This is a genomic window from Rhizobium moroccans (assembly GCF_057559155.1).
Genome location: NZ_JBHFJG010000048.1, coordinates 62,219 through 86,257 on the forward strand (window position 1 = coordinate 62,219; position 24,039 = coordinate 86,257).

Annotated in this window: 27 protein-coding genes and 1 pseudogene; 14 read left to right on the plus strand and 14 right to left on the minus strand. The window is 62.5% G+C overall.

What is annotated here, in order from left to right; genetic code table 11:
* Window positions 1-78 precede the first annotated feature (78 nt).
* Together xdhA and ACE04I_RS23005 are read right to left on the minus strand one after the other, a co-directional pair.
* Window positions 79-1,590, minus strand: coding sequence for a xanthine dehydrogenase small subunit (gene xdhA, locus ACE04I_RS23000; RefSeq protein WP_137326888.1), 1,512 nt, complete (start codon window positions 1,588-1,590; stop codon window positions 79-81).
* A gap of 30 nt (window positions 1,591-1,620) precedes the next feature.
* Window positions 1,621-2,397, minus strand: coding sequence for a 3-hydroxybutyrate dehydrogenase (locus tag ACE04I_RS23005; protein WP_487207635.1), 777 nt, complete (start codon window positions 2,395-2,397; stop codon window positions 1,621-1,623).
* A gap of 138 nt (window positions 2,398-2,535) precedes the next feature.
* Between ACE04I_RS23005 and ACE04I_RS23010 the strand changes: the two genes are divergently transcribed.
* The 3 genes from ACE04I_RS23010 (at window position 2,536) to glpK (ending at window position 4,702) form a co-directional block, all read left to right on the plus strand.
* Complete coding sequence (locus ACE04I_RS23010) at window positions 2,536-2,724, plus strand: type II toxin-antitoxin system HicA family toxin (RefSeq protein WP_137326889.1); 189 nt, start codon at window positions 2,536-2,538, stop codon at window positions 2,722-2,724.
* A gap of 17 nt (window positions 2,725-2,741) precedes the next feature.
* The gene (locus ACE04I_RS23015) at window positions 2,742-3,128 is read left to right on the plus strand and encodes a type II toxin-antitoxin system HicB family antitoxin (protein ID WP_046794412.1); all 387 of its coding nucleotides are present in this window, start codon (window positions 2,742-2,744) and stop codon (window positions 3,126-3,128) included.
* An 80-nt stretch (window positions 3,129-3,208) separates the two neighbouring features.
* The gene (gene glpK / locus ACE04I_RS23020) at window positions 3,209-4,702 is read left to right on the plus strand and encodes a glycerol kinase GlpK (RefSeq protein WP_046794411.1); all 1,494 of its coding nucleotides are present in this window, start codon (window positions 3,209-3,211) and stop codon (window positions 4,700-4,702) included.
* 13 nt (window positions 4,703-4,715) lie between these two features.
* On the opposite strand, the gene ACE04I_RS23025 is transcribed toward glpK, so the two are convergent.
* The 5 genes and pseudogenes from ACE04I_RS23025 to ACE04I_RS23045 all read right to left on the minus strand — a co-directional run bounded on the left by ACE04I_RS23025 (window position 4,716) and on the right by ACE04I_RS23045 (window position 7,685).
* A complete protein-coding gene (locus ACE04I_RS23025) occupies window positions 4,716-5,267 on the minus strand; it encodes an SH3 domain-containing protein (protein WP_082118329.1) in 552 nt (183 codons plus the stop codon).
* Window positions 5,268-5,390: 123 nt separating this feature from the next.
* Complete coding sequence (locus tag ACE04I_RS23030; RefSeq protein ID WP_046794410.1) at window positions 5,391-5,825, minus strand: VOC family protein; 435 nt, start codon at window positions 5,823-5,825, stop codon at window positions 5,391-5,393.
* A gap of 99 nt (window positions 5,826-5,924) precedes the next feature.
* Window positions 5,925-6,379, minus strand: a pseudogene (locus tag ACE04I_RS23035) (GFA family protein).
* 38 nt (window positions 6,380-6,417) lie between these two features.
* Complete coding sequence (locus ACE04I_RS23040; RefSeq protein ID WP_046794409.1) at window positions 6,418-7,122, minus strand: glutathione S-transferase N-terminal domain-containing protein; 705 nt, start codon at window positions 7,120-7,122, stop codon at window positions 6,418-6,420.
* Between the two features lie 266 nt (window positions 7,123-7,388).
* Window positions 7,389-7,685: a hypothetical protein gene (locus ACE04I_RS23045; protein WP_137326821.1), complete on the minus strand. Its 297-nt coding sequence runs from the start codon at window positions 7,683-7,685 to the stop codon at window positions 7,389-7,391.
* On the opposite strand from ACE04I_RS23045, the gene ACE04I_RS23050 reads away from it, so the two are divergent.
* Window positions 7,684-8,058 carry a YciI family protein gene (locus ACE04I_RS23050; protein ID WP_046794408.1) on the plus strand — a complete coding sequence of 125 codons (375 nt, stop codon included), beginning with the start codon at window positions 7,684-7,686 and terminating at the stop codon, window positions 8,056-8,058. The genes ACE04I_RS23045 and ACE04I_RS23050 overlap by 2 nt on opposite strands.
* Window positions 8,055-9,305 carry an RNA polymerase sigma factor gene (locus tag ACE04I_RS23055; RefSeq protein ID WP_046794407.1) on the plus strand — a complete coding sequence of 417 codons (1,251 nt, stop codon included), beginning with the start codon at window positions 8,055-8,057 and terminating at the stop codon, window positions 9,303-9,305. Before ACE04I_RS23050 ends, ACE04I_RS23055 begins: the two co-directional genes overlap by 4 nt.
* A 28-nt stretch (window positions 9,306-9,333) precedes the next feature.
* Here the strand turns inward: ACE04I_RS23055 and ACE04I_RS23060 are convergent, their stop codons facing one another.
* Window positions 9,334-9,654 (minus strand): DMT family transporter, encoded by a 321-nt coding sequence (locus ACE04I_RS23060; protein ID WP_046794406.1) that lies wholly within the window; start codon window positions 9,652-9,654, stop codon window positions 9,334-9,336.
* Window positions 9,655-9,771: 117 nt separating this feature from the next.
* Complete coding sequence (locus ACE04I_RS23065; protein WP_046794405.1) at window positions 9,772-10,521, minus strand: F0F1 ATP synthase subunit A; 750 nt, start codon at window positions 10,519-10,521, stop codon at window positions 9,772-9,774.
* Window positions 10,522-10,758: 237 nt separating this feature from the next.
* Here ACE04I_RS23065 and ACE04I_RS23070 point away from each other — a divergent pair, with 237 nt between their 5' ends.
* From ACE04I_RS23070 to map, 3 genes are all read left to right on the plus strand, one after another.
* Window positions 10,759-11,229, plus strand: a complete 471-nt coding sequence (locus tag ACE04I_RS23070; protein WP_137326822.1) for an SRPBCC family protein — start codon at window positions 10,759-10,761, stop codon at window positions 11,227-11,229.
* Between the two features lie 206 nt (window positions 11,230-11,435).
* Entirely contained in the window at window positions 11,436-12,497 is a 1,062-nt protein-coding gene (locus ACE04I_RS23075) for an LLM class flavin-dependent oxidoreductase (protein WP_487207636.1), read from the plus strand.
* A gap of 27 nt (window positions 12,498-12,524) precedes the next feature.
* Window positions 12,525-13,280, plus strand: a complete 756-nt coding sequence (gene map, locus ACE04I_RS23080) for a type I methionyl aminopeptidase (protein ID WP_046794402.1) — start codon at window positions 12,525-12,527, stop codon at window positions 13,278-13,280.
* Here the strand turns inward: map and ACE04I_RS23085 are convergent.
* Window positions 13,258-13,497 carry a hypothetical protein gene (locus tag ACE04I_RS23085; protein WP_046794401.1) on the minus strand — a complete coding sequence of 80 codons (240 nt, stop codon included), beginning with the start codon at window positions 13,495-13,497 and terminating at the stop codon, window positions 13,258-13,260. The genes map and ACE04I_RS23085 overlap by 23 nt on opposite strands.
* A gap of 244 nt (window positions 13,498-13,741) precedes the next feature.
* On the opposite strand from ACE04I_RS23085, the gene ACE04I_RS23090 reads away from it, so the two are divergent.
* Together ACE04I_RS23090 and sbmA are read left to right on the plus strand one after the other, a co-directional pair.
* Window positions 13,742-14,914, plus strand: coding sequence for a YbfB/YjiJ family MFS transporter (locus ACE04I_RS23090; protein WP_046794400.1), 1,173 nt, complete (start codon window positions 13,742-13,744; stop codon window positions 14,912-14,914).
* Between the two features lie 133 nt (window positions 14,915-15,047).
* Complete coding sequence (gene sbmA, locus ACE04I_RS23095) at window positions 15,048-16,328, plus strand: peptide antibiotic transporter SbmA (protein ID WP_137326823.1); 1,281 nt, start codon at window positions 15,048-15,050, stop codon at window positions 16,326-16,328.
* Window positions 16,329-16,968: 640 nt separating this feature from the next.
* Here the strand turns inward: sbmA and ACE04I_RS23100 are convergent.
* On the minus strand, window positions 16,969-17,958 hold the full coding sequence (locus ACE04I_RS23100) for a polysaccharide deacetylase family protein (protein ID WP_046795050.1): 990 nt from the start codon (window positions 17,956-17,958) through the stop codon (window positions 16,969-16,971).
* A 219-nt stretch (window positions 17,959-18,177) separates the two neighbouring features.
* Here ACE04I_RS23100 and ACE04I_RS23105 point away from each other — a divergent pair, with 219 nt between their 5' ends.
* Window positions 18,178-18,849 carry a tetratricopeptide repeat protein gene (locus tag ACE04I_RS23105; protein WP_046794398.1) on the plus strand — a complete coding sequence of 224 codons (672 nt, stop codon included), beginning with the start codon at window positions 18,178-18,180 and terminating at the stop codon, window positions 18,847-18,849.
* 31 nt (window positions 18,850-18,880) lie between these two features.
* Window positions 18,881-20,308: a ribosome biogenesis GTPase Der gene (gene der / locus ACE04I_RS23110; RefSeq protein ID WP_046794397.1), complete on the plus strand. Its 1,428-nt coding sequence runs from the start codon at window positions 18,881-18,883 to the stop codon at window positions 20,306-20,308.
* Between the two features lie 43 nt (window positions 20,309-20,351).
* Here der and ACE04I_RS23115 read toward each other — a convergent pair whose 3' ends face one another.
* Window positions 20,352-20,867 (minus strand): carbohydrate binding domain-containing protein, encoded by a 516-nt coding sequence (locus ACE04I_RS23115; RefSeq protein ID WP_046794396.1) that lies wholly within the window; start codon window positions 20,865-20,867, stop codon window positions 20,352-20,354.
* Between the two features lie 452 nt (window positions 20,868-21,319).
* Window positions 21,320-22,384 carry a glycosyltransferase family 4 protein gene (locus ACE04I_RS23120; RefSeq protein ID WP_046794395.1) on the minus strand — a complete coding sequence of 355 codons (1,065 nt, stop codon included), beginning with the start codon at window positions 22,382-22,384 and terminating at the stop codon, window positions 21,320-21,322.
* 167 nt (window positions 22,385-22,551) lie between these two features.
* On the opposite strand from ACE04I_RS23120, the gene ACE04I_RS23125 reads away from it, so the two are divergent.
* Complete coding sequence (locus ACE04I_RS23125) at window positions 22,552-22,956, plus strand: OsmC family protein (protein ID WP_046794394.1); 405 nt, start codon at window positions 22,552-22,554, stop codon at window positions 22,954-22,956.
* Here ACE04I_RS23125 and ACE04I_RS23130 read toward each other — a convergent pair.
* On the minus strand, window positions 22,937-23,509 hold the full coding sequence (locus ACE04I_RS23130; protein WP_487207637.1) for a MarR family winged helix-turn-helix transcriptional regulator: 573 nt from the start codon (window positions 23,507-23,509) through the stop codon (window positions 22,937-22,939). The two genes, ACE04I_RS23125 and ACE04I_RS23130, sit on opposite strands and share 20 nt — an antisense overlap.
* Window positions 23,510-23,668: 159 nt before the next feature.
* Here ACE04I_RS23130 and ACE04I_RS23135 point away from each other — a divergent pair, with 159 nt between their 5' ends.
* The gene (locus ACE04I_RS23135; protein WP_046794392.1) at window positions 23,669-24,004 is read left to right on the plus strand and encodes a cupin domain-containing protein; all 336 of its coding nucleotides are present in this window, start codon (window positions 23,669-23,671) and stop codon (window positions 24,002-24,004) included.
* Window positions 24,005-24,039 lie beyond the last annotated feature (35 nt).

Sequence of the window (24,039 nt, forward strand, 5' to 3'; positions counted from 1 at the left end):
TCGTGCAACGGGTTTTCTCCCCCCTTGTGGGGGAGATGGCCGGCAGGCCAGAGGGGGACTTTTTTGATATACCCATCATCACGCCTCCTCCGGCTCGAACCGCCGCAGCTCGGTCGGTGCCCCGGCCGTCTCCAGGAAGAAACGGGTAAGCAGGTTCTTGGCCGCAAGGCTGCGATATTCGGCGCTCGCCCGCCAGTCGGTGAGCGGCGTGTAATCCTGGTCGAAGGCGTCGCGCACGGCGGAGATCGTGCTCCAGCTCCAGGGCTGGCCGGTGAGCGCCTCTTCCACATGCGCGGCGCGCTTGGGGGTCGCGGCCATGCCGCCGAAGGCGATGCGGATCGCCTCCACCTTGCCGCCGCTGTCGAGCGTCAGGTTGAACGCGCCGCAGAGGGCGGAAATATCCTCGTCGCGCCGCTTGGAGATCTTGTAGACGGCGAATTGAGCCCCCTCCGCAGGGCGCGGCACGAAGATCTTTTCCACGAACTCGCCGGGCAGGCGGTCCTGCCGACCATAGGCGAGGAAATAATCCTCCAGCGGCATGGTGCGGCGGCCGGAATGGGAGCGCAGCGTCAGGTGAGCTCCCAGCGCGATCAGCGGCGGCGGCGTGTCGCCGATCGGCGAGCCATTGGCGATATTGCCGCCGATCGTACCCATGTTGCGCACCTGGCTCCCGCCGATCCGGTCGATCAGCCGCCCGAAGGCCGGGATTTCGGCCAAGAGAATGTCGAAGGCCTGGGTGTAGGTGACGCCCGCGCCGATCGTAATGCCTTTCTCGTCCGAGGCGATCGATTGCAGCTCGGGCAGGTGATTGATGAATATCACCGGATTGAGCAGGCGCATCTGCTTCGTCACCCAGAGCCCGACATCGGTGGCACCCGCCACGATCGTCGCTTTCGGTTCGGCGGCAAGGATATCCGCGAACTCGGCGATCGAACTCGGCACGATGGAACGCGCAGTCCCGCTCTCATTGGCCTTTTCCACCACGATCGTGCCATTCTCCGACTGGATCGACCAGAGCTTTGCGGCGATCTCGATGCGGTCGCGCTCCAGCGGGTCGAAGAGGCTGCTCGGGCGGCTTTGGGAGACCTGCTCCGCCGCCTTGACGATCGGCTCGTAGCCGGTGCAGCGACAGAGATTTCCCTGGAGTGCGGTTTCGATTTCGGCGCGCGACGGCGCTTCGTTGGAAAGCCAGAGCCCGTAGAGCGACATCACGAAACCCGGCGTGCAGAAGCCGCATTGCGAGCCGTGACAGTCCACCATCGCCTGCTGGACGGGGTGAAGCGTGCCGTCCTTTGCGGCCAGATGCTCGACAGTCACCACATGGGTGCCGTGCAGCGAGCCGAGGAAGCGGATGCAGGCGTTGACGCTTTCATAAACGAGCCGGCCATCGATCAGCCGGCCGACGAGCACGGTGCAGGCACCGCAATCGCCCTCGGCGCATCCCTCTTTCGTTCCCGTCAGCCGCCGCCTCAATCGCAGGTAATCGAGAAGCGTTTCCGTCGGGCCGAAATCTCCGAGCGTGATCTCTTCTCCGTTGAGAATGAAGCGTATGGCGGTTCCGTTCAGGATGAAGCGGATGGCAGTCGTCATTTCTCTCCTTCGTCCGCCGTTGCCGGCTTCTTATTGGGCGGTCCAGCCGCCGTCGATCGAGATATGGGTGCCTGTAATGCTGCGGGCCGCATCGCTGGCGAGGAAGATCGCCGTCTGCGCCACCTCGTCGATCGAGACGAATTCCTTCGTCGCCTGCAGCCGCAGCATGACCTCGGATTTCACCTGTTCTTCCGAAATGCCGCGCTCGCGGGCGGTGTCGGGAATCTGCTTCTCGACCAGCGGCGTCAGCACGTAGCCCGGACAAATCGCATTCACGGTAATCCCGAATTCGGCAAGTTCCAAGGCCGCCGTTTTGGTAAGCCCGAGTATACCATGCTTGGCCGCCACATAGGCGGATTTATAGGGCGAGGCGATGAGCGCATGGGCGGATGCGACGTTGATGATGCGGCCCTTTCCAGCCTCTTTCATCAACGGGATGGCGTTGCGCATCGTGTGGAAGGCGGAGGACAGCAGGACGGCGATCAGCAGGTCCCATTTCTCGACCGGGAATTCCTCGATCTTGGCGATGTGCTGGATGCCGGCATTGTTGATCAGCACGTCCACGGTGCCGAAGGTGCGTGCGGCCGTTGCGATGAGGTCAGTGATCTCGTCCGGCTTTGCCATGTCGGCTGCATGGTAGAGCACCTTGCCGCCGGCCAACGCCTCGAGCTCCCTGCGGGTCGCCTCGATCGCATCTGTGGGACCGAAGCCGTTGATGACGACATTCGCACCTTCGGCCGCGAAGGCGCGCGCGATGCCGAGCCCTATCCCGCTGGTGGAGCCCGTGACGACGACAGTTCTGGACATTGGCGAATCTCCCCGGCCGTTGCGTTCTTGTGCGCCGCAATCCAGCGCAGGTTATGCGCAAATCGCCGAGGCTGGCAATCGGCTCCTTGTTGCATCAGTTAAGGATTGTGCATATATTTGCACGCAATGGGGCGGGGCATGGAAACAAGCACAGCCAAGATCAGGCGACGCCTTGAGAAAGATGGCTGGTATTTGGACAGGCACGGTGCGGGTCACGACATCTACAGGCATCCCGAGATCGAAGGCATCGTGACATTGCCGCGACACACGCAAGTATCGCCGTTGGTCGCACGCTCGATCGCCCGAAAAGCGGGCTGGACCGATTGAACGAGGAAGGAATTGAAATGGACCGATATCCTGCTTTGGTTGACGGGGAAGCCGGCGCGTACGGCGTCACCTTTCCCGATATCGACGGTATCGTGGCCATGGGGGAAAATCTCGACGAAGTAATGCTGAATGCCGAAGAGGCGCTTCGGGATTATGCCATCGAAGCCGAAAAAGACGGGTTGCAGATCACCGAACCTTCGGCTCCTGAAAATGTCGAGGTTCCGGAAGGCTGCACGCTGATCAGCGTACCGCTCATCAGGCTGCGGGGCCGCGCGGTAAGGGCCAACATGATGCTGGACGAGGATGTGCTTGCCTTCATCGATCAGGAGGCCCGGCGCCGTTCCATGACGCGCACGTCCTACGTTGCCTGGATGACGCGAAGGATTGCCCAGATGGGTGGCTGAGCTTTCCCGTTGACAGCCTCCCATGCCTCCTGCTCAAACCGTGACCCGAGGAAGACGAACGGCGTAGGGGAGGGATATGCATGGCGGGTTATGTTCTGGCGATCGATCAGGGGACGACCTCGACGCGGGCGATTGTCTTCGACAAGGACATGAAGGTCGCCGGTTCCGGCCAGAAGGAATTCACCCAGATATTTCCGAAATCCGGCTGGGTGGAGCACAATCCGGAAGAGATCTGGGAAAGCGTCGTCACCACCGTCAGCCAGGCGCTCAAGAAGGCCGGCATCAAGGCCTCCGATCTCGCCGCGATCGGCATCACCAACCAGCGCGAGACCGTGGTCGTCTGGGAGCGGGATACGGGAAAACCCATTCACAACGCCATCGTCTGGCAGGACCGGCGCACGGCAAGCTATTGCGAGAAATTGAAGCGGCAGGGTCTAGAAAAGCTCTTCACCCGCAAGACCGGCCTTTTGCTCGACCCCTATTTTTCCGGCACCAAGCTTTCCTGGATGCTGGCGAACGTCAAGGGCGCGCGGGCGAGGGCGGCCAAGGGCGAGCTCTGCTTCGGCACGGTTGATAGCTTCCTTATCTGGCGGCTCACCGGCGGCAAAAGCTTCGTCACCGATGCGACGAATGCCTCGCGCACGCTGATCTACAACATCGCCGAGAACCGCTGGGACGAGGACCTTCTGGAAGTATTGCGCATCCCCGCCGCCATGCTGCCGGAGGTGAAGGATTGCGCCGACGACTTCGGGGTGACGGACGAGAAGCTGTTCGGCGCGGCGGTGCCGATCCTCGGTGTGGCGGGCGACCAGCAGGCGGCCACCATCGGCCAGGCTTGCTTCGAGCCGGGCATGCTGAAATCCACCTATGGCACGGGCTGCTTTGCGGTCCTCAACACCGGCAAGGACATGTGCCGCTCGAAAAACCGGCTTTTGACGACCATTGCCTACCGCCTCAATGGCGAGACGACCTATGCGCTGGAAGGTTCGATCTTCATTGCCGGGGCTGCCGTGCAATGGCTGCGTGACGGGTTGAAGATCATCGAAAAGGCGAGTCATACCGGGGAGTTGGCGCAGAAAGCCGATCCTCAGCAGGAAGTCTATCTGGTGCCCGCCTTCACCGGGCTCGGCGCTCCCCATTGGGACGCGGAGGCGCGGGGCGCGATCTATGGGCTTACCCGCGCCACGGGACCGGCGGAACTCGCGCGCGCCGCATTGGAGGCGGTCTGCTACCAGACGCGCGACTTGCTTGATGCCATGCACAAGGACTGGAAGAACGGGGAGAGCAGCACGGTTCTCCGTGTCGATGGCGGCATGGTCGCCTCCGACTGGACGATGCAGCGGCTTTCCGATCTGCTCGATGCGCCTGTCGACCGGCCGACGATATTGGAGACCACGGCGCTCGGCGCCGCCTGGCTTGCCGGTTCGCGCGCCGGCGTCTGGCCGGACCGGAAGGCCTTCGCCAAAAGCTGGGCGCGCGAGCGCCGTTTCGAGCCGCAGATGGACGAGAAGACCCGTTCGACGAAAATCCGCGGCTGGAAGGATGCGGTACGGCGCACGCTGAGCGACGCGTGAAGGCTCCCGAAATCTATTCGATCACTTCCCGCGGGTAGACACCCCAGAGATTGTCCTGTTCCAGGAAGCCGCTGATGTGCCGTGTTTCCAGCGAGACGCGGCACCAGTTGCCGTCGCAATGGTCGATGTCGAGAAGGACCCTTGCACTCAGCCGCGCCACGATCCTAGCCTTGGCTGAGGGCGCCCTTCGAAGCGCCACCGGTTCGTCGAACCAGGGGCCGACCACGGCCGTCCGCCGGCCGGAGAGAAGCGGCGCATACATCCAGCCGGTGACCCCGTCCTGATCGCGCACGCGCCGCCAGTTTCCGTATTCCTCGGTGATCTCCAGCGGCAGGCCACGCACCGAATAGACCCAGGAGGTGGCATAATCCGTCGAGGGGCCGATGCGCATCCGGGCCGTCTGAGCCTTGAGGGAAACGAAGCGTGGAACGGGAAAACCGGTTTCCCGGCCTTTTCTCCAGCCTTCATCGAAAGCCGGCTTGGCCTGCAGCGGCAGGCCGTTGGCAACAGGAAAGAGAAAGGCGAGCGCCGCAAGCGCCGTCGTGAAGGTCGTCTTGAATTTCATTCGGAACCGATGTCGTCGAAAGGATGAGGACGCCATCCAAAGTCCGGCGGGGTTACCGAAGGGTTAATTTCCTCCGGCAACCCCGACAAGCTTCCGTCACGAGCGTGTGATGTTCCGTCAGGTTCAGCCGTTCACCGGCGCATTCATGGCCCAGGCCACGCCGAACGGATCGCGAAGCTGGCCGTAGCGATCGCCCCAGAACATCACCTGCAGGTCGAGAGTGACTTCCATTCCGGCATCGACGGCGCGCTTCCACCAGGCGTCGATATCGCCGCTCGTCAACGGCAGGAGCACCGTGAAGGCCTGCGGCTTCTCGTGCGGATAGCCGTGATCGGGATAGGCGTCGCTCAGCATCAGCGAACTGCCATTGATATAAACGTGGACATGCATAGTCCGGCCCTGCTCATCCGGCGGATGGTAGCCCGCCATCTCGGCTCCGAAGGCTTGCTTGTAGAACTCGGCGGCCTTCAGGGCGCCGTCCACCTGCAGATAGGCTACGAGCCCGCCCTTGACGGGCTTGGGCTCAACGGTTTCGTTTTTGGGGGCGGTCGTTTCCATGGAATTCCCTCCTTGATTGGCTAAGTCTTGCCCGAAAGGGGCCGGACTTTTCCAAGGACGTAGGAGGGAAGGGAATGCCGACAATGACGAGAGATTTTTTTAAGAGCGGCCGGCGAATTCCTTGACCAGAGCCTCATAGTCCTCGAAGGGCGGGAATTTCTCGTAGGCATGGACCGCGGGCGTCGTCGCCCAGGAGAGCTTCTCCGAGGTATAGGTCTCGATGAAGGGTGAGAACCAGCCCGCGTCGTCCAGCGTGGTGGGCCTGAGGTTCACGAACCAGTCCATGCCTTGCGGTCTGGTAAAGAGCCAGCTCTTGCAATGGGGGCATGGTAGTGATGGATATCGTCGCCATGCAGCCCGCCGATGACGGGTTCGCCCTGGATGACTTCGAAACCATCGGAGGGAATGGCCGCGGAGCATGAGAAGGCGCTGGCGCTCATCTTCTGACAGCCGGTACAGTGGCAGGCCATCGTGAGGATCGGCGGAGCGCTGATCCTCAGCCGGATCTGTCCGCAGCGGCATCCGCCTTCCATCGGGAGAGTGGGTTTCGGCATTTGAAATCCTCCATTCGGGGCCGAGTCGCTGCGGGCAATCAGGGGCGGACGGGTATTTCCAGGCCGCGCTGGACCGCCGGGCGGGCAAGGCCGCGCTCCAGCCATTCCGGCACGCGCTTCAGCTCATCGTATTGAATGAGCTCGCCGGCGCCGTAGAAGCCGATCAGATTGCGCACCCAGCCGAGCATGGAGATATCGGCAATGGTGTATTCGTCGCCCATGATCCAGTCGCGGCCTTCCAGCCGGGTTTCGAGCACGCGGATCAAACGTGCCGATTCCTTCGCATAGCGGTCGCGCGGCCGCTTGTCCTCGATGTCCCTGCCGGCGAACTTGTGGAAGAAGCCGAGCTGACCGAACATCGGGCCGATGCCGCCCATCTGGAACATCACCCACTGGATCGCCTCGTAGCGCTTCGCCGGATCGGCGGGCAGCAGCTTGCCGGTCTTTTCCGCAAGATAGATCAGGATCGCGCCGGATTCGAAGAGGCCGAGCGGCTTGCCGCCGGGGCCATCGGGATCGATGATCGCTGGGATCTTGCCGTTCGGATTGAGGGAGAGGAATTCCGGCGTCCAGGTCTCGTCGGCGCCGATATTAACGGCGTGCGGCTCGTAAGGGATCTCGATTTCCTCCAGCATGATGGAGACCTTCACGCCGTTCGGCGTCGGCAGCGAATAGAGCTGCAGGATATCCGGGTTCTTCGCGGGCCAGCGGGCGGTGATCAGGAAGGCGGAGAGATCGGCCATAGGGGAGGCTCCTTGTCGAAAGCTTGCGCCGATGCGGCGGATCAGGAATCATCCGCATTCCGGCGTGCGATATGTAGCAAATCCTCCGCCAGACGCACGGGCAAATCCATGCGTTCGTGGATGAAGATTGCCCCCTCATCCGGCTGCCGCCACCTTCTCCCCGTTCTGACGGGGAGAAGGGATATGCCGCGCCGTTTCTGCTCCCCCCTTTCCCCGTTTTGCGGGGAGAGGATCGCCGATCGAAGTGGAGGCGGGGTGAGGGGCATTCAGGCCGGTGGTCGCTGACTTTTATTGCGACGGATGACGTCCTCGGCCGAGACTTCAATAAATTCGCTTTCGTCGGCACGCAGAGCCGGTTCAAGCTGGTGTTTCAGCCATTCCGAATCCTTCACATGCCTATCGTCGCCATTTGCATGGATACGTTCCGAAACCATGGGTGTTCGCTCCTTCATCGCGAAAGCGTGGCACATAGTGACAATCATTGCCACGCCAAGATTTTTTGATGCGCATTGTCGGCGGGCGCGATACTCCTTCGTCTTCCACAGGAGAAGGAGAGAAAGCATGCTTTACGCCATCCTTTGCTACGCCAACGAGGAAACCGTCTTTGCATGGTCCAAGGAGGAGGAAGAGGCGGTCATGGGAAAACTCTATGCCGTGCAGGAGCCGCTCGCGAAGGCCGGAAAACTCGGCCCGACCGGCCGGCTGATGCCGACGACGGCCGCGACCACCGTGCGCAAGGGCAAGGACGAGCCGCTGGTGCTCGACGGCCCCTTCGCCGAAACCAAGGAAGTGCTGCTTGGCTTCTATACGGTCGATGTCGAAAACCTCGACGAAGCCGTCGCCTTTTCCAAGGAACTCTCAAAGGTCAATCCGGGCTCGACTTCCTACGAGATCCGGCCCTTCTACGTCTTCCATCCCGGAGCAGTTAAGACATGACGGACATCGCCTGGATCGACCTCGCACTCACCGCCGCACGGCCGCAGGCGCTCGGCGCGCTCTTGCGCTACTTCCGTGACCTCGACACCGCAGAGGAGGCCTTTCAGGAGGCTTGTCTGCGGGCAATCCGGACCTGGCCGGAAAAGGGACCGCCGCGCGATCCCGCCGCCTGGCTGATCTTCGTCGGGCGCAATAGCGGCATCGATGCGGTGAGAAAGCGGTCCAGGAACGATCCGCTGCCGGAGGAGGAGGTGCTTTCCGATCTCTCGGACGCGGAAGTCGACATGGCCGACAGGCTCGACAATTCCAACTACCGGGACGACATCTTGCGGCTGATGTTCATCTGCTGCCATCCGGACCTGCCGAACACCCAGCAGATCGCGCTGGCGCTCAGGATTGTCTCGGGTCTCACGGTGCCGCAGATCGCCCGCGCCTTCCTCGTCAGCGAGGCGGCGATGGAACAGCGCATCACCCGCGCCAAGGGCCGCGTCGCCAAGGCAGGCGTGCCCTTCGAAACGCCGGATGCGGCGGAGCGGGCGACAAGGCTCTCGACTGTCGGCGCGATGATCTATCTCGTCTTCAACGAGGGGTATTCCACGGGCATCACCAATCCGGACAGCGCCGCCTTCTGCGAGGAGGCGATCAGGCTGGCGCGGCTGCTCTTGCGCATCTTTCCGGGCGAGCCGGAGATCATGGGGCTTCTGGCGCTCATGCTGCTGCAGCATTCGCGGGCTCCGGCGCGCTTCGACAAACAGGGCCAGATCGTGCTTCTCGAAGATCAGGATCGGAACCTGTGGAGCCGGAAACTCATCGACGAGGCGCTGGCGCTGCTGGACAAGGCGATCCGCCACCGCCAGCCGGGACCATACCAGTTGCAGGCGGCCATCTCCGCTCTTCATGCCCGCGCCGCAAGGGCGGAGGATACGGACTGGGAGGAGATCACCCTGCTTTACGGAGTGCTGGAACGCATCCAGCCTTCGCCGGTCGTCGCGCTCAATCGGGCCGTTGCCGTTTCCAAGCTCAAGGGACCGGAAACGGCACTGGAGCTCATAGAGCCGCTCGCCGAAAAGCTCGACGGCTACTTCTATTTCCACGGCGTCAAGGGAGGGCTGCTGATGCAGCTCGGCCGCAACCGGCAGGCTCGCGAGGCCTTCGACCGGGCGATCGCGCTCGCCAATTCGCCCGCCGAATGCGCCCATATCCGCCAGCAGATCGACAAGCTCGGCGCCGCCGTCGCGCCAGCGTGAATGGAAGGGGCCGAAGCCCCTTCGCTCGTCAGCTCGTGCTCGAGAGTTTCATCAACAGGATGCCGGAGACGATGAGCCCGCCGGCCAGAAGGCGCATGGGCGTGGCGGCTTCGCCAAGCACGGTGATGCCGACCACGAAGGCGCCGACCGCGCCGATGCCGGTCCAGACGGTATAGGCGGTGCCGAGCGGCAGGGTCTTCATCGAGACCGACAGAAGGGCAAAGCTCGCGATCATCGCAATGATGGTGATGACGGTGGGGGTCAGAAGGGTGAAACCTTCCGAACGTTTCATGGAATAGGCCCAGCCTATTTCAAGCAGACCCGCAATGAAGAGATAAAGCCAAGCCATAGCCAGGCCTCCTTTGTTTGGAGCGCCAGGCCGTCCTGGTCATCAGGGATTTCGGAAAAGAGGCCGTCCTCTTTCCGCCTAAATATAAGCACGTCATGTTCCGGGATCAAGCTCGCGTCAGTGTCCGGGATGGATGGCGTCGTTGAGGTACATGCAGGTCAGCATGGTGAAGATATAGGCCTGGACGACCGCCATCAACGCCTCCAGCGCGGTTATCGCCACCGTCATGAGAAGCGGGAGTGCCGCTCCGAAGAGGCCGAGCGCACCGAGACCGGACAGGCTGGCGACGAAGCCGGCGAAGACCTTCAGCGTGATGTGGCCCGCCAGCATGACCGCGAAAAGTCGGATCGAGTGGCTGAACGGCCGCGAGATGTAGGAGAGAATCTCGATCGGAACGATGATGGGCGCGAGCACCCACGGGACGCCCGAGGGCATGAAGAGGCGGAAGAAGCCGAAACCGTGCCGCACGACGCCGTAGATCGTCACCGTCAGGAAGACGAGCATGGCGAGCGCGAAGGTGACGATGAGATGGCTCGTGACGGTGAAGGCGTAGGGGAAAAGCCCGACCAGGTTCGCGACCAGCACGAACATGAAGAGCGAGAACACCAGCGGGAAGAACCGCATTCCCTGCTCGCCGGCATTGTCGCGCAAGGTCTTCGCGGTGAATTCGAAGAGCGTCTCGACCGCCGACTGGAAGCGTCCCGGCACGAGCTGACGGCGTGCGGTTCCGATCAGCAGGAAGGCGCTCGCAAGGCATACGGTCAGCGCCATATAAGCCGCGGAATTGGTGAAGGCGATTGCCTGGCCGCCGATCTCTCCGAAGGTGACGATCGGCTTGATTTCGAATTGCTCAACGGGACCCGCCATTCCGGCCCTCCTGTCATGGGCCGGGCCGTCCCGGAAATGGTCATCGAAGACGCGGGTCGTCCCCGCGGGAAAAGGCCTTAAAGCATCAGGAGTCCAAGTCAAGGTCGATGGGTGCGTGAGCTTCCCGGAGGATCGGAGTGAATCGGAAAAAATTCGAGCCACTGTCGGATCGGGATATTGCCACACGTCCTAGGTTCAGCATCTGAGAGATGTTTTTGAGAAAACGAGGAGAGGACAATGAACGCCAAGACCGCCACCCATTCGCTGCAGCTCGTTCGCGAACTGAACGCGCCCGCCGATAAGCTCTACAAGGCCTGGACGACGCCGGAGCGCATGGGCGAATGGTTCTGCCCCAAGCCCTGGAAAGTGACGGAAGCCAGGCTCGACCTGCGCCCCGGCGGATCGAACTATATCCTGATGGAAGGGCCGAATGGCGAGAAGGCTCCCAATCACGGCATCTATCTGGAAATCGTGCCGAACAGGAAGCTCGTCTTCACCGATGCGTTCACCAGCGCCTGGGTGCCTTCTGAAAAGCCGTTCATGACCGGCATCATCGAATTCGAGGATCTCGGCAACGGCCGCACGAAATATACCGCGACGGCCGTGCACTGGACCGAAGAAGACAAGAAGGCGCACGAGGAAATGGGTTTCCACGAGGGCTGGGGCATCGTCGCCGACCAGCTGGAGGAAGTTGCAAAGACATTCTGAAACATCGAGTCATCGCAAGGGTTTGTGAGGAAAGCCTGCCAATCCGATTCAAGGCCCCGTCACCAGCGGCGACGGGGCCTTGCTTTTCCGGAGCGTGGGGTCTGCGAGCGATCCATCCCGTCGAACAATTCGTTCGAAAGTTTCGCATTTGATGAACAGGGGTTCCGCCTCTATCTCAAGAAGTAGAAACCAAAGGATGCGCTTTCATGGAACTCGGCCTTTACACTTTTGCTGATGTCGATCCCAACCCGCAGGACGGCAAGGGGCCGGAGGCGGCGCGGCGGCTGAAGAACCTCCTGGAGGAAATCGAGCTTGCCGATCAAGTCGGCCTCGACGTCTTCGGGCTCGGAGAACACCACCGGCCGGACTATGCGGTCTCCTCACCCTCGACAGTGCTGGCGGCCGCTGCCGTCAGGACGAAGAACATCCGGCTCACCAGCGCGGTCTCGGTGCTGAGCTCCGAAGATCCGGTGCGTGTCTTCCAGCAGTTTTCGACCGTGGACCTGCTTTCCGGCGGGCGGGCGGAGATCATGGCGGGCCGGGGTTCCTTCATCGAATCCTTCCCGCTCTTCGGCTACGATCTCGGCGATTACGACCAGCTCTTCGCCGAAAAGCTCGACCTGCTTCTGGCGATCCGCGACGGCGAGCATGTGACTTGGGAGGGTGAGATGCGCCCGCCGATCCATGGCCGAGGCGTTTATCCCCGTCCGTTGCAGGAGCGGCTCCCGGTCTGGGTGGCGGTGGGCGGCACGCCGCAATCGGTGGCAAGGGCGGGCGCGCTCGGCCTGCCGGTGGCGCTGGCCATCATCGGCGGAGAATATCCGCGCTTCGCATCCCTCTTCCAGCTCTACCGCGAGGCGGCGCGCCGCGCCGGGCAGGATATTTCGAAGCTTGCGACGAGCATCAATGTGCACGGCTTCATCGCCGATACCACGCAGGAGGCAGCCGACCGGTTCTACGGGCCGCAGGCGGAGGTGATGAACCGCATCGGCCGCGAGCGTGGCTGGGGACCGACGAGCCGCGCGCATTACGACCAGGCGCGCGGGCCGACCGGCAATCTCTTCGTCGGCGATCCGGAACGGGTCGCGGAAAAGATCGTTGCGGCCCACAAGGTATTCGGCAACGACCGCTTCCTTTTGCAGATGGCGATCGGGCCGATGCCGCATGGAGAGATCATGCGCGGCATCGAGCTTTACGGCACCAGGGTGGCGCCTCTCGTCAGAAAGGAATTGACGGGATCGAGCGATGGCGCGAAACCGGCTGCCTGAACGAGGAAAGAAAGACAGGTCGCATACATGGTTATTTCCAGCGAAGACGAACTCGCGAAACTCAAGGAGATCGGTCGCATCTGCGCGCGGACGATGGAACTGATGGCGAAGGCGCTGGAGCCCGGCATCACCACGCGCGAGCTGGACGCTATCGGCCGCAAGGCGCTGGAGGATGCCGGAGCCCAATCCGCGCCGGAGACCTGCTATAAGTTTCCCGCCGCCACCTGTATCAGCGTCAACGAGGAAGTGGCGCACGGCATTGCGGGGGATCGCGTCATCAAGCCCGGCGACCTCGTCAATATCGACGTCTCGGCGGTGAAGGACGGCTTCTTCTCAGATACGGGCGCTTCCTATGCGGTGCCGCCGGTCAAGAAGGAAATCGAGAAGCTTTGCCGCGACGGGCGCCGCGCGCTCTGGACCGGCCTGCAGCAGGTGAAGGCCGGCAAGCCACTTGCCGGCATCGGCAATTCGATCGGCGCCTTTGCCAAGAAAAACCGCTACACGCTGATTACCAATCTTTCGAGCCACGGCATCGGCCGCTCGCTTCACGAGGAGCCGAAAGAGGTCGCGACCTGGCACGATCCCGATGAGACGCGCGTGATGGAGGAGGGGCTGGTGTTCACCGTGGAGCCGTTCCTGTCGCTTGGAGCGGAATGGGCCGAGGACGGCGGCAATGGCGATCCCTGGACGCTCTACAGCGATCCGCGGGCGCCGACCGTGCAATACGAGCATACGATCGTCGCGACGCGCAACGGCCCGCTCATCCTGACGCTTGCGAACTGACGCGGCTTGCCGCCTGCTCTTCGGAGACGGCTGCGAGCTGGCGGTAGAAGGCTTCCGCGCGTTCGGCATGGAGGTGCTGGATGCGGTTGCGTGTCTGCACCCGCGCGGCGCTTTCCATCAACTGCGCGAAGGCCGCATTGCCCACGTGATCGGCTTTCCGCAATTGCCCGATCAGCGGATCGACCAGCACTTCAGAAAGGGTCAGGTCACGGTTCATGGCTTTCGCCTCCTCGCCCTCATAGCGATGAGGATATCGTGAGCCCCATTCGTGACGGCAGCAAGACAATTTCCTGGTTGCAGTGCATCAAATCGTTGCGAATCCTTACCGCCAAGGCGATGCGCGGCGTTTGCCGCGGGTATTCGCCCGGATGTTCACGAACCGCTCACTCATCAGTGCTTTTCATCGCAGCAATGACAATTCCTGAATTGTAGACAAGGCGCGGGACTGCGATAACGCGTGCATGCTCCAGACGAATATCGCCCAATCAGCCCGCCCGCTGCTGATCGGCCTTGCAGGCTCCATCGCCATGGCGGCGGCCATGGGTTTCGGGCGCTTCTTCTACACGCCGATCCTGCCGGGGATGATGGCCGGTCTGCCGCTTTCGGCCGCCGATGCGGGGCTGATCGCGGCCGGTAATTTCGCGGGCTATCTCGCCGGCGCGATCCTGGCAGCGCACGGCTGGGCGGCCGGGCGGGAGAGGGCGGTGGCGCTCTTAAGCGTCATGGCGACGGCTATCCTGCTTGCGGCGATGGCGGCGACGGGCTCCGTCCTCGCCTTCATCGTCATCCGTTTTCTTGCGGGCGTGGCGAGCGCGTTTGCCATGCTTTTCACCTCGTCGATCGTGATGCCCCATGCAGCCGGCCGCGACGCCGTGGGGGCGCTGCATTTCGGCGGGGTAGGGCTTGGCATGGCGCTTTCCTCGGCGCTCGTTCTCGTCGTCAACACGATCGCCGGTGACGGTGCGCATGGCTGGCAGGCGAGCTGGATCGCCGGAGCGGTGATCGTGCTCATCGCCTTTCCGTTCGTCTATCGCTTTCTGCCGAGGCCGGTGGACGGCGCGGCCTCCGGTGTCGAGCCGCCGCTCCAATGGCGAACGCCCTTCGTGCTGCTCACCGCATCCTACAGCCTGGTCGGCTTCGGCTACGTCATCACCGCGACCTTTCTCGTCACCATCGTGCGCATGGGATCGGCCGGGCCGATCGTGGAATTCCTCGCCTGGTTCGTGACGGGCATCGCGGCCGCCGTATCGCTCGTGCTGTGGCGCCCGGCGGCCGAACGCTTCGGGCTTGCAAGCGCCTATGTCGCGGCGATCTGCGTTCAGGCGGTCGGCGTCTTCTGCTCGGTGATCCTTCCGCCAGTCGCGGGCGCGCTAACCGGCGGGCTGCTGCTGGGCGTCACTTTCATGGTGATCACCGCCTATGGATTGCAGATCGCGCGGAAGCTCGCGCCGGAGAGCCCGCGCCGGGCGATCGCGCTCGTCACCGCCGGTTTCGGCACGGGGCAGATCCTCGGGCCCCTGGTGGCGGGCTGGGCGGCCGAGGCGAGCGGCAGCTTCACCCTGCCGACGGTGCTGGCCGCCGCGGCACTCGCCGTTTCGGCGGTTCTGGCCATGCCGGTCGCGCGGCGCGCCTGAGCCCCAGGCTTCCAATTACAATCATGTAACAAAGGCTTGCGGCCATTGCCGCTATCTTGGAACTGCCGTAGTTTCGGGCGCATAAAGTGTTTCGACACAATTTCCGCCTCGAACTCAGGAAAGCAAAAGCTCCGTGTTCCACTCCTTCTTCCCGCAGCCCAAGGCCTACTTCACTTCTCTTTGCGTTTGGACGGTCGCCTGCATTCTGTTCTGGTATTGGGCAGGATGGGACATCGTTACCTCGCTCGGCTTCGCGCCGCTGGCGGAGGGGCAGGAACCGCCGATCGACCTGAGCTTCTTCCTGGTTCCCGACAATCTCGGCTTCTACATCTACTTCCTCATCTGCGTGCTGCTTTTCTGTGGCTTCTGGCATATCCGCGCGGGCAACCATCCCTGGAAGATCTGGTCCATCTGGGGCTCGGCGCTGATCATCTTTTCCACCTATTTCGGCGTGCAGATTTCGGTCGCGATCAACAATTGGCGGCGTCCTTTCGGTGACCTGCTGCAGAATGCGCTTACCAAGCAACCCGGCATAACGGTCTGGAATTTCTACGATCTCATGCTGATCTTTGCGCAGATCGCGTTCCTCAGCATGTTCGTCTCGATCATCACGGATTTCTTCGTCAGCCACTACGTGTTCCGCTGGCGCACGGCGATGAACAATTACTACATGTCGATGTGGGAGAAGGTCCGCCATATCGAAGGCGCCTCGCAGCGTATCCAGGAAGATACGATGCGCTTCGCCACCATTCTTGAAGGCCTGGGCATCATGCTCATCAACTCGGTGATGACGCTGGTGGTGTTCCTGCCGATCCTTTTCTCTCTATCTAGCTATGTTTCCGAGCTGCCGGTGATCGGCGAAGTCGCGCATGCGCTCTTCTGGCTTGCTCTCGGCTGGTCCACCTTCGGCACGCTGCTGCTCGCCTTTGCCGGCATCAAGCTTCCGGGCCTCAACTTCCGCAACCAGCGCGTCGAGGCGGCCTATCGAAAGGAACTGGTTTTCGGCGAGGACCATGAAGACCGGGCCCAGCCGCCGCTCGTCACCGAGCTGTTCTCCAACGTGCGGAAGAATTATTTCCGGATGTATTTCCACTATCTCTATTTCAACGTCGCCCGCTATTTCTACATCCAGGCCGATGCGCTCTTCCTGTTGTTCATGCTGGTTCCGACGATCGTCGCGGGCAAGATCACCTATGGTATCTATCAGCAGATCGCGACCGCCTTCGGCCAGGTCAGCAACTCGTTCCAGTATCTCGTCAATTCCTGGACCACGATCATCGAGCTGCTCTCCATCCACAAGCGTCTCGTGGCCTTCGAGGCGGCTATCGACGACAAGCCGCTGCCGGAGATCGACCAGCGCTACCTGGAGCGCGAGGAGACGGACGGAGAGCTTGCGGCCGACCGGCCCTACTGAGCGGATATTCAAGACAGCACTTTTGGCCGCGCCGGGTTGTCAGTCCGGCGCGGTTTTTCTTTTGAATACGCATCGTGCGTTCCGAAAATCGATTCCGATTTTCGGGCCGAGGCTTGTGGGAAGGGCAGGCAGTCAGGGAGTAGGGAGGAGGTCAATGGTTTGCCTGCCCCGATCGCGGTCAGCGGCGCTGGTTGAGGATTTCCGAGCCCCCAAGGCGCTGCCTTTCACGACCATCACCGGAAACCGAGCCCTTGAACCCAGAAGGATGCCGGTTCGCGAACCCGGTTCCCATCCGATGACCCGATCAGGTTAGGCGAAACGGAGAGTGCGGGGACGAACGGGGAAGGTGAGGAGGCTCAAGTGTTTGAATTCGGGAGAGAATATTTTTTGGAGCGGTGAAGTTCTTCCCCGTTAAGTCCCCTCCCGGCCTCCCGGCCTCCCGGCCTCCCGGCCTCCCGGCCTCCCGGCCTCCCTCCCCACAAGGGGAAGGGAGATATGCCGCGCTGACATCACCCCACAGCACCGCAGTTCTGCAAAGGCCAGTCGTGAAATGGGCGGAAGGTAGGAAACCGGTTCCGCGTGTTTCCCTCCCCCTTGTGGGGAGGGTGGCCGGCAGGCCGGGAGGGGTGACAACGGTGATCTATAGCCCCGACGTCTCTCCCGTACTCTTCCGCTCGCGGATGGCGTCAATCGCCTGCGAATAGGTGACGCAGGAAACATCCTCCATGCCGCAGACTTCCGTCGCCAGCCGTTCCATGGCGCGCCAATAGGCGCCGCCGTTCATTTCCACGAAATGGAGGCCGATCTGAAGTGGAATGCGCTCGCCCTTGTATTGCTTGTCGAAGGCGGCGCGGAAGGCGGAATAGGCGCGCTCCTCGAATTCGGCCGAGCGGCTCGGGTCGTTGATGCCGCCGGAGTGACGGATGAAGAGGTTGTAATCCATCGCGATGATCGGCCGCTGGGAGGGGCCTTCCGGGATCAGGGGCAGGCCGAAGCGCATGACGCCGTTCTTCTCGCTCGGCATGAGCGGACCCTTGGTGACGAGGCTCGCATCGTAGCGGAAGCCCGCCTTCGTCTCCGCCTCGGCGAGCGCCGGGCTTACGGAAAGATAAGGCGCGCGAAAGCCGGTAACGCCGTTTCGGATGAAATCCCGCCAGCCTTCCGGCTCCTCGCCGGCGGCGCCGACATCCGTCCAGGCGCTGGCAAGCGTGTTCGAGAAACTGGAAAATTCCTGCGCCCAGTCGGCGGCGCTCCAGTCCTTGCCATCGAAATGGCCGCAGGTGTGGCTGGCGATGTCATGGCCTTCCAGATGCGCCTGCCAGACATGGCCGAGCCGCAAGCGTGCCTCCTCGGCATCCCTGGCGAAGCCGATATTGGAACGGCCGGGCTTCTGGTGCGGCCCCTGATAGTTCTTCGCCCGCGCCCGCTCGATCACCAGCGAGCAGGAGAGGAAATAGGTGAAATGCGCGTTCGCGCGCCTGGCGAAATCGCGGCTGCGCTGCCACAGCGCATTGTCGCCCGCGCCGTCGAAGGAGATCATCACGAGCTGCTTCGGCTTTTCGGAGGCTTCCGCCGCTGACGTTGCGGCAAGGGAAAGGGCGAGCGGAAGAACGGCGAGGAAAGAACGCATAATCACCAGAATCGATTGTTCCAAAGGTGCGTTTCATGGGGCTGGAATGCGGCGAAGCTTTGAAGAAGCTGCGCAGGAGCAGTATTTTCTGCTACCCGCCGTTGAACAAAATGTCAGAAGCGGATGGAGAGGGGGGACTTACATGTGCGGGAAAATAGGCTAGAAGGCGCTTTTCCCAGTGACGGGTGGGTTCTATAGGCCGACGGGCCGGAGACAGGAATGGCGCACGACAACGACAGCTTTATCCGCGAGGTGAACGAGGAACTTCGTTCCGACCAGGTGAGGAACGCCTGGAAGCGCTACGGGACGATCGTGATCGGCGTCGCGGCGCTCATCGTCCTCGGAACCGCGGGCATGCGCGGCTACGAATACTGGGAAACGCACAATTCCTCGCAATCCGGCGACCGATTCATCGCCGCTCTCAGGCTTGCCTCGGAAGGCAAGAACGACGAGGCGCTTTCCGCCCTCGATGCTATCGCCAAGGACGGCACGGGCTCCTATCCGGTGCTAGCGAAGCTGCGCGCGGCTTCCGTGCAGGCCGACAAGGGCGATGCGGCGGCGGCCGTCACCAGTTTCTCCGAAATCGGCAAGGACAACGGCGCGCCGGCCGCGATCCGCGATCTGGCTCGCCTGCGCGCCGGCTGGCTGCTGATCGACACCGGCACCTATGACCAGGTTTCTGCCGAAGTGGAGGTGCTGACCGGGGAGACCAACGCGCTGCGCAACTCCGCCCGCGAGGCGCTCGGGCTTGCCGCCTTCAAGGCCGGCGATTTCGCCCGCGCCAAGCAGTGGTTCGAGGCGATCGGCAGCGACGCTACCGCACCGCGCAACGTGGCGAGCCGTGCGCAGATCATGCTCGACAATATCGCCGCTTCCGGCAAGGCGCCCTAACTCTTTCAGATAGGGCTTTAAGGAAAACAGGATGAGCTTCACCGTCGCCATCGTCGGACGCCCGAATGTCGGCAAGTCCACGCTCTTCAACCGGCTGGTCGGAAAGAAGCTGGCGCTGGTGGACGACACGCCGGGCGTGACCCGCGACCGCCGGCCGGGCGACGCCAAGCTCATCGACCTGCGCTTCCGCATCGTCGATACGGCCGGTCTCGAAGAGGCGGGGCCGGATACGCTCGAAGGGCGCATGCGCGCTCAAACGGAAGCCGCGATCGACGAGGCCGACCTCACCCTTTTCGTGGTCGACGCCAAGATGGGGCTGACGCCGCTCGACAAGACATTCGGCGAACTCTTGCGCCGCAGCGGCAAGCCGGTGGTGCTGGTCGCCAACAAGTCCGAGGCGCGGGGCTCGGACGCCGGCTTCTACGACGCTTTCACGCTGGGCCTCGGCGAGCCGGTGCCGATTTCGGCGGAGCATGGCGAAGGCATGATCGACCTGCGCGACGCGATCGTCGCAGCGATCGGCGAGGAGAAGGCGTTTCCCGAGCCCGAGGAAGAGGCCGAGACGAACGTGGACGTTCCGGCCTCCGACATCAGCGGCGAGGAAGAGGAAGAAGCCGAACCCGCCTATGATGAGACGAAGCCGTTGCGCGTCGCCATCGTCGGGCGTCCGAATGCCGGCAAATCGACCCTCATCAACCGCTTCCTCGGCGAGGACCGGCTGCTGACCGGGCCGGAGGCGGGGATCACGCGCGACAGCATTTCGGTGGAATGGGACTGGCGCGGCCGCACGATCAAGATGTTCGACACGGCCGGCATGCGCCGCAAGGCGCGCGTGGTCGAGAAGCTCGAAAAGCTTTCGGTCGCCGATGCGCTGCGCGCCATCCGCTTTGCGGAAACCGTGGTGATCATTTTCGACGCGACCATTCCCTTCGAGAAGCAGGATCTGCAGATCGTCGACCTGGTCTTGCGCGAGGGCCGCGCCGCCGTGCTCGCCTTCAACAAGTGGGACCTGGTGGAAGACCCGCAGGCGGTGCTCGCCGACCTGCGCGAAAAGACCGAGCGGCTGTTGCCGCAGGCGCGCGGCATCCGCGCCGTGCCGATCTCCGGCCAGACCGGCTACGGGCTCGACAAGCTGATGCAGAACATCATCGAGACCGACCGGGTGTGGAACAAGCGCATCTCCACCGCCAAGCTCAACCGCTGGCTGGAGGGCGTGCAGGTGCAGCATCCGCCGCCGGCGGTTTCCGGCCGCCGCCTGAGGCTGAAATACATGACCCAGGTAAAGGCGCGGCCGCCGGCCTTCATGATCTCCTGCACGCGCCCCGAGGCGCTGCCGGAATCCTATGTGCGCTACCTGACGAACGGCCTTCGCGCCGATTTCCAGATGCCGGGCGTGCCGATCCGCATCCATTTCAAGGCAAGCGAGAACCCCTTCGAGGGACGGAAGAAGCGGCGGTAGCTGCCTCCTCCCTCAAAGGCGAGTGGGATAGGGGACGGACGATTTAAGTCGTCGTGATCGTAACAGTTGTTGTGATTGTCGTCGTTGTAGTGGTGGCGGGAGGAGCAGCCGCGATACTACGAGGATTGGTGCCTTCCAAAAGAGAGACGTTGTCGATTTCAAGGAAGCGGTCAGGGCTGCCCGGCGCGGCCCTGAAATGAATGACGAGCGGCCCTTCCCAGTTGGTCTCTACCCTGAACGGATGCGTTTCGCTCTGCCATTCCGTGCCCGGCGCCGGATAGATTTTGATGCTCCAATAGGTATCATTGGTGTTCTGCTTCATCACCGATAGCGTTCCGCCAAGCGAGCTGCGCGTGTTGAAGCTGAGGGTATAGGTTTTACCGGATGAGAGCGGGACGGGCTGATATATGGCTTCAGTCTGGTATATCTTGCAGTACTTGTTCCTGATTATAACTTCCTCTTCACCGACGACGCTCGATCCTCCGCTGGTGAAATTCCAGCCAAAATTGCCATCTTCGAAATTACCGTTTCCAATCAAATCCTGAGCCACGATATTCATCTCCAGATCGCTCGATTAAACTTGGATGCATCGACGCCTGATTGTTGCCGGAGGTAAAGTTGCCCATTCGGTTCGCAGCGCCCTCGCCGTGAAGCGCAGGCAGCGGGTTTGGAGCCTCCGCGCCCGTATCCTCGTCCAAAGCTCTAGGATGTTCAACAAATATTTTGCAATCGATGATTGCTTGTTGCGGAAGGTGAGTTGTTCGCCACCAAGGCTTGCATTCCTCCCTCGTTCATGATCGAGTGCGACAATAGTTCGCGGGTCGCAGGAGGGCGTCCCACGACTTGATCCTTGGGAGGAATATTCATGATCACTGTCGGTCTTCTGGCATCCGTCTGTCTTGCCGCTGGCGGCATTGCATTTTTCGCCTGGCGCGACAGCCGGAGCGGTTGAGCCGCAGCGACTGATCTATTCGGTGGTTCTTCCCGTTCAGCCTTGATCAGGCCGGGGCTTCACGCCGCGGAGGGACGCGCGCCCGGAGCCGGCGGCGTCAGGGCGGGACGGCGATCACGCGCAATCATGATATTGGCGAGGAATTGCCGTGACGCTGCTTCCCAGGAGAACTTGTGGGCGAGCCTGCGGGCATCCTCCGGCGAACAGTCGAGCGCGGCGAGGCAGGCCTTGCCCAAGTCGTCGTGGAGCGCGCCGGCGCCGGAATCGTCCTCGATGATATCGATCGGCCCGGTGACGGGGTAGGCTGCCACGGGCACGCCGCTCGCCAATGCTTCCAGGATGGTGTTGCCGAATGTATCGGTCTTCGACGGGAAGACGAAGACGTCGGCCTGGGCGTAGGCGCGGGCGAGATCCTCGCCGGTCTTCATGCCGGTGAAGAGCACGTTCGGATAGCGGTTTTGAAGCTCGGCGCGGGCAGGACCGTCGCCGACCACCACTTTCGAGCCGGGGAGGTCGAGACCGAGAAATGCCGGCAGGTTCTTCTCGACCGCGACGCGGCCGACCGTCATGAAGACGGGACGCGGCAGGCCGAAGGGCCGCTCCTCGCGCTCCATCGGGCGGAACTGCGCCTGATCTATGCCGCGGCTCCAGCGCAGCAGGTTCTTCAATCCCAATTTCGAAAGCTCGCGCTCAAGGCTCGCGGTCGCCACCATGCAGCCGTTGCCGGCATTGTGGAACCAGCGGACGAAGGCGTGCAGGAAGCGGAGCGGGATCGGGAAGCGCGCTGCCACGTATTCGGGGAAGCGGGTGTGGTAGCTGGTGGAGAAGGGCACCTGGTTCTTCAGGCACCAGCGGCGGGCGAGCAGGCCGAGCGGGCCTTCCGTCGCGATATGCACGGCGGTGGGCCGGGATTCCTCGATCGCGTTCGCCACCTGACGGAAGGTCGCGAGTGAAAGCCGGATTTCGGGATAGGTCGGGCAGGGGATGCTCGCGAATTTCTGCGGCGTCACCATGGCGACATCGACGCCCATGCGGGCGAGCTCGCGATTGGTGCTCTCGATCGAGCGCACCACGCCGTTCACCTGGGGATACCAAGCATCCGTCACGATGGTGATCTTCGTCATGGAACGGCCAGCCCGTGATTTGCCGGCCACGACTCACTCGGTTCCGGCGGTTCTGGCGCCTCTATCGGAGAAGATTGTTACAACGTGATGTCAGCGCTCGATGCCCTCGGATTGCGCGCCTTGCCGAATGGTGGGATCATCGAGCGCCATGAGGAGAGGAGGTGGCGATGATCTCGTCCACGGTCGAGCTTCGCAATGTCGCCGGCACCGAGGCGGCCCTGGGCTGGGCGGGAAGCCACACGCTGGTCGTCGACAGGCCGGAGGGGAAGGCCGGCGGCCAGGGCCTCGGCTTCAACGGAGCGCAATTGCTGGCGCTCGCTATCGGCGGCTGCTTCTGCAACGATCTGAGATATGCCGGACATGAAATGGGGATCGCGATCGAGGAGATCGCGGTGGAGGTGACGCTGCAGCTCGACGGCTTCCCGCTGGTGGCGGTGGGCGCCGATCTCGCGGTGAACTGCAAGGCTGCGGATGGCATCGATACGGCAGCGCTGATCGAACAGGCCCGGAGCGTCTGCACTGTAGCGAATTCCGTGATGAGGGGATTTCCGGTTACGTTCCGGACCGGGTAGGCCGCCCGTCTTCTTCTGCTTTTTCTTTTTCGGCCATATCGCTCTCTATGCCCAGGATGAGCTTTCGCAGCAGGCTCGCGAGCTGCTCTCGCTCCCTGGCGTCCAGGGACCGAAGGAACCCGGCCTCGCTCGCCATGTCCGCGCGGAAAGCCTCCTCGGCGCGGGCCGCGCCGGCTTCCGTCAGCGCCACCAGCAGGCTACGGCCGTCGCGCGGCGATTTCTCGCGTCGGATCAGGCCGGCCTTTTCCAGCCGGTCGAGCCTGTGGGTGAGGCCGCCGGACGAGATCATCAGCGAGGAATATATCTCCGTCGGGGTCAGCCGATAGGGCGGGCCGGAGCGGCGGAGCGTCGCGATCACATCGAATTCTCCCCGGTCGAGGTCGAAACCGGCGAATGTCGCCTCGATGCTTGGCCGCACCATGTTTCCCAGCCGGAACGCGCGTCCCAGGATTGCCATCGGCTCGGTGTCGAGATCGGGCAGTTCCCGCGCCCATTGCCGGCGCCGACGGTCGACATGGTCCAGCCCCGCCCGATCCTCTTTTCGCTCCATCATGCCTGCCTCACAGATATTCATTGGGGTGAAACATACACGCTGATTCATTCGGGGCCAATATATCTTGATAGGAAGATAAATATCTTGACGTGAAGATAGTTCGATGGCATATATCTTCTCGTGAAGATAAATCACCGTTCGAGAGAGGGAGGCAAGCCGATGTTCAAGGTGCTACGACACAAGGAACCGCAGCCCGGCCAGAGCCGCACGGTTCGTTTCGAAGGACATGATTTCGGCGCTCAGGTGTCGTTTTTCCTGGTGGATGCGGAACCCGGCCGGGGGGCGGCGCTACATGTGCATCCCTATTCGGAGACCTGGGTCGTCAGGAAAGGCGAAGCCGAGTTCACCATCGGCGATGACAGGATGCGGGGCTATCCGGGCGATATCGTCGTCGCGGCGGCCAATATCCCCCATCGCTTCGAGAACGTCGGGGCGGACCGGCTCGAACTCGTCTGCATCCACCCCTGCGACAGGATCGTGCAGGAACTCGTGTGATACGAAAACTAACTAGCGCAAGTTATTGAGAGGAG

Excerpts from the sequence above, each read along its gene's own strand:
- xdhA (WP_137326888.1), bottom strand. The coding sequence starts at position 1,590 with ATGACGACTGCCATCCGCTTCATCCTGAACGGAACCGCCATACGCTTC.
- ACE04I_RS23005 (WP_487207635.1), bottom strand. The coding sequence starts at position 2,397 with ATGTCCAGAACTGTCGTCGTCACGGGCTCCACCAGCGGGATAGGGCTC.
- ACE04I_RS23010 (WP_137326889.1), top strand. The coding sequence starts at position 2,536 with ATGGAAACAAGCACAGCCAAGATCAGGCGACGCCTTGAGAAAGATGGC.
- ACE04I_RS23015 (WP_046794412.1), top strand. The coding sequence starts at position 2,742 with ATGGACCGATATCCTGCTTTGGTTGACGGGGAAGCCGGCGCGTACGGC.
- glpK (WP_046794411.1), top strand. The coding sequence starts at position 3,209 with ATGGCGGGTTATGTTCTGGCGATCGATCAGGGGACGACCTCGACGCGG.
- ACE04I_RS23025 (WP_082118329.1), bottom strand. The coding sequence starts at position 5,267 with ATGAAATTCAAGACGACCTTCACGACGGCGCTTGCGGCGCTCGCCTTT.
- ACE04I_RS23030 (WP_046794410.1), bottom strand. The coding sequence starts at position 5,825 with ATGGAAACGACCGCCCCCAAAAACGAAACCGTTGAGCCCAAGCCCGTC.
- ACE04I_RS23040 (WP_046794409.1), bottom strand. The coding sequence starts at position 7,122 with ATGGCCGATCTCTCCGCCTTCCTGATCACCGCCCGCTGGCCCGCGAAG.
- ACE04I_RS23050 (WP_046794408.1), top strand. The coding sequence starts at position 7,684 with ATGCTTTACGCCATCCTTTGCTACGCCAACGAGGAAACCGTCTTTGCA.
- ACE04I_RS23045 (WP_137326821.1), bottom strand. The coding sequence starts at position 7,685 with ATGCTTTCTCTCCTTCTCCTGTGGAAGACGAAGGAGTATCGCGCCCGC.
- ACE04I_RS23055 (WP_046794407.1), top strand. The coding sequence starts at position 8,055 with ATGACGGACATCGCCTGGATCGACCTCGCACTCACCGCCGCACGGCCG.
- ACE04I_RS23060 (WP_046794406.1), bottom strand. The coding sequence starts at position 9,654 with ATGGCTTGGCTTTATCTCTTCATTGCGGGTCTGCTTGAAATAGGCTGG.
- ACE04I_RS23065 (WP_046794405.1), bottom strand. The coding sequence starts at position 10,521 with ATGGCGGGTCCCGTTGAGCAATTCGAAATCAAGCCGATCGTCACCTTC.
- ACE04I_RS23070 (WP_137326822.1), top strand. The coding sequence starts at position 10,759 with ATGAACGCCAAGACCGCCACCCATTCGCTGCAGCTCGTTCGCGAACTG.
- ACE04I_RS23075 (WP_487207636.1), top strand. The coding sequence starts at position 11,436 with ATGGAACTCGGCCTTTACACTTTTGCTGATGTCGATCCCAACCCGCAG.
- map (WP_046794402.1), top strand. The coding sequence starts at position 12,525 with ATGGTTATTTCCAGCGAAGACGAACTCGCGAAACTCAAGGAGATCGGT.
- ACE04I_RS23085 (WP_046794401.1), bottom strand. The coding sequence starts at position 13,497 with ATGAACCGTGACCTGACCCTTTCTGAAGTGCTGGTCGATCCGCTGATC.
- ACE04I_RS23090 (WP_046794400.1), top strand. The coding sequence starts at position 13,742 with ATGCTCCAGACGAATATCGCCCAATCAGCCCGCCCGCTGCTGATCGGC.
- ACE04I_RS23100 (WP_046795050.1), bottom strand. The coding sequence starts at position 17,958 with ATGCGTTCTTTCCTCGCCGTTCTTCCGCTCGCCCTTTCCCTTGCCGCA.
- ACE04I_RS23105 (WP_046794398.1), top strand. The coding sequence starts at position 18,178 with ATGGCGCACGACAACGACAGCTTTATCCGCGAGGTGAACGAGGAACTT.
- der (WP_046794397.1), top strand. The coding sequence starts at position 18,881 with ATGAGCTTCACCGTCGCCATCGTCGGACGCCCGAATGTCGGCAAGTCC.
- ACE04I_RS23115 (WP_046794396.1), bottom strand. The coding sequence starts at position 20,867 with ATGAATATCGTGGCTCAGGATTTGATTGGAAACGGTAATTTCGAAGAT.
- ACE04I_RS23120 (WP_046794395.1), bottom strand. The coding sequence starts at position 22,384 with ATGACGAAGATCACCATCGTGACGGATGCTTGGTATCCCCAGGTGAAC.
- ACE04I_RS23125 (WP_046794394.1), top strand. The coding sequence starts at position 22,552 with ATGATCTCGTCCACGGTCGAGCTTCGCAATGTCGCCGGCACCGAGGCG.
- ACE04I_RS23130 (WP_487207637.1), bottom strand. The coding sequence starts at position 23,509 with ATGATGGAGCGAAAAGAGGATCGGGCGGGGCTGGACCATGTCGACCGT.
- ACE04I_RS23135 (WP_046794392.1), top strand. The coding sequence starts at position 23,669 with ATGTTCAAGGTGCTACGACACAAGGAACCGCAGCCCGGCCAGAGCCGC.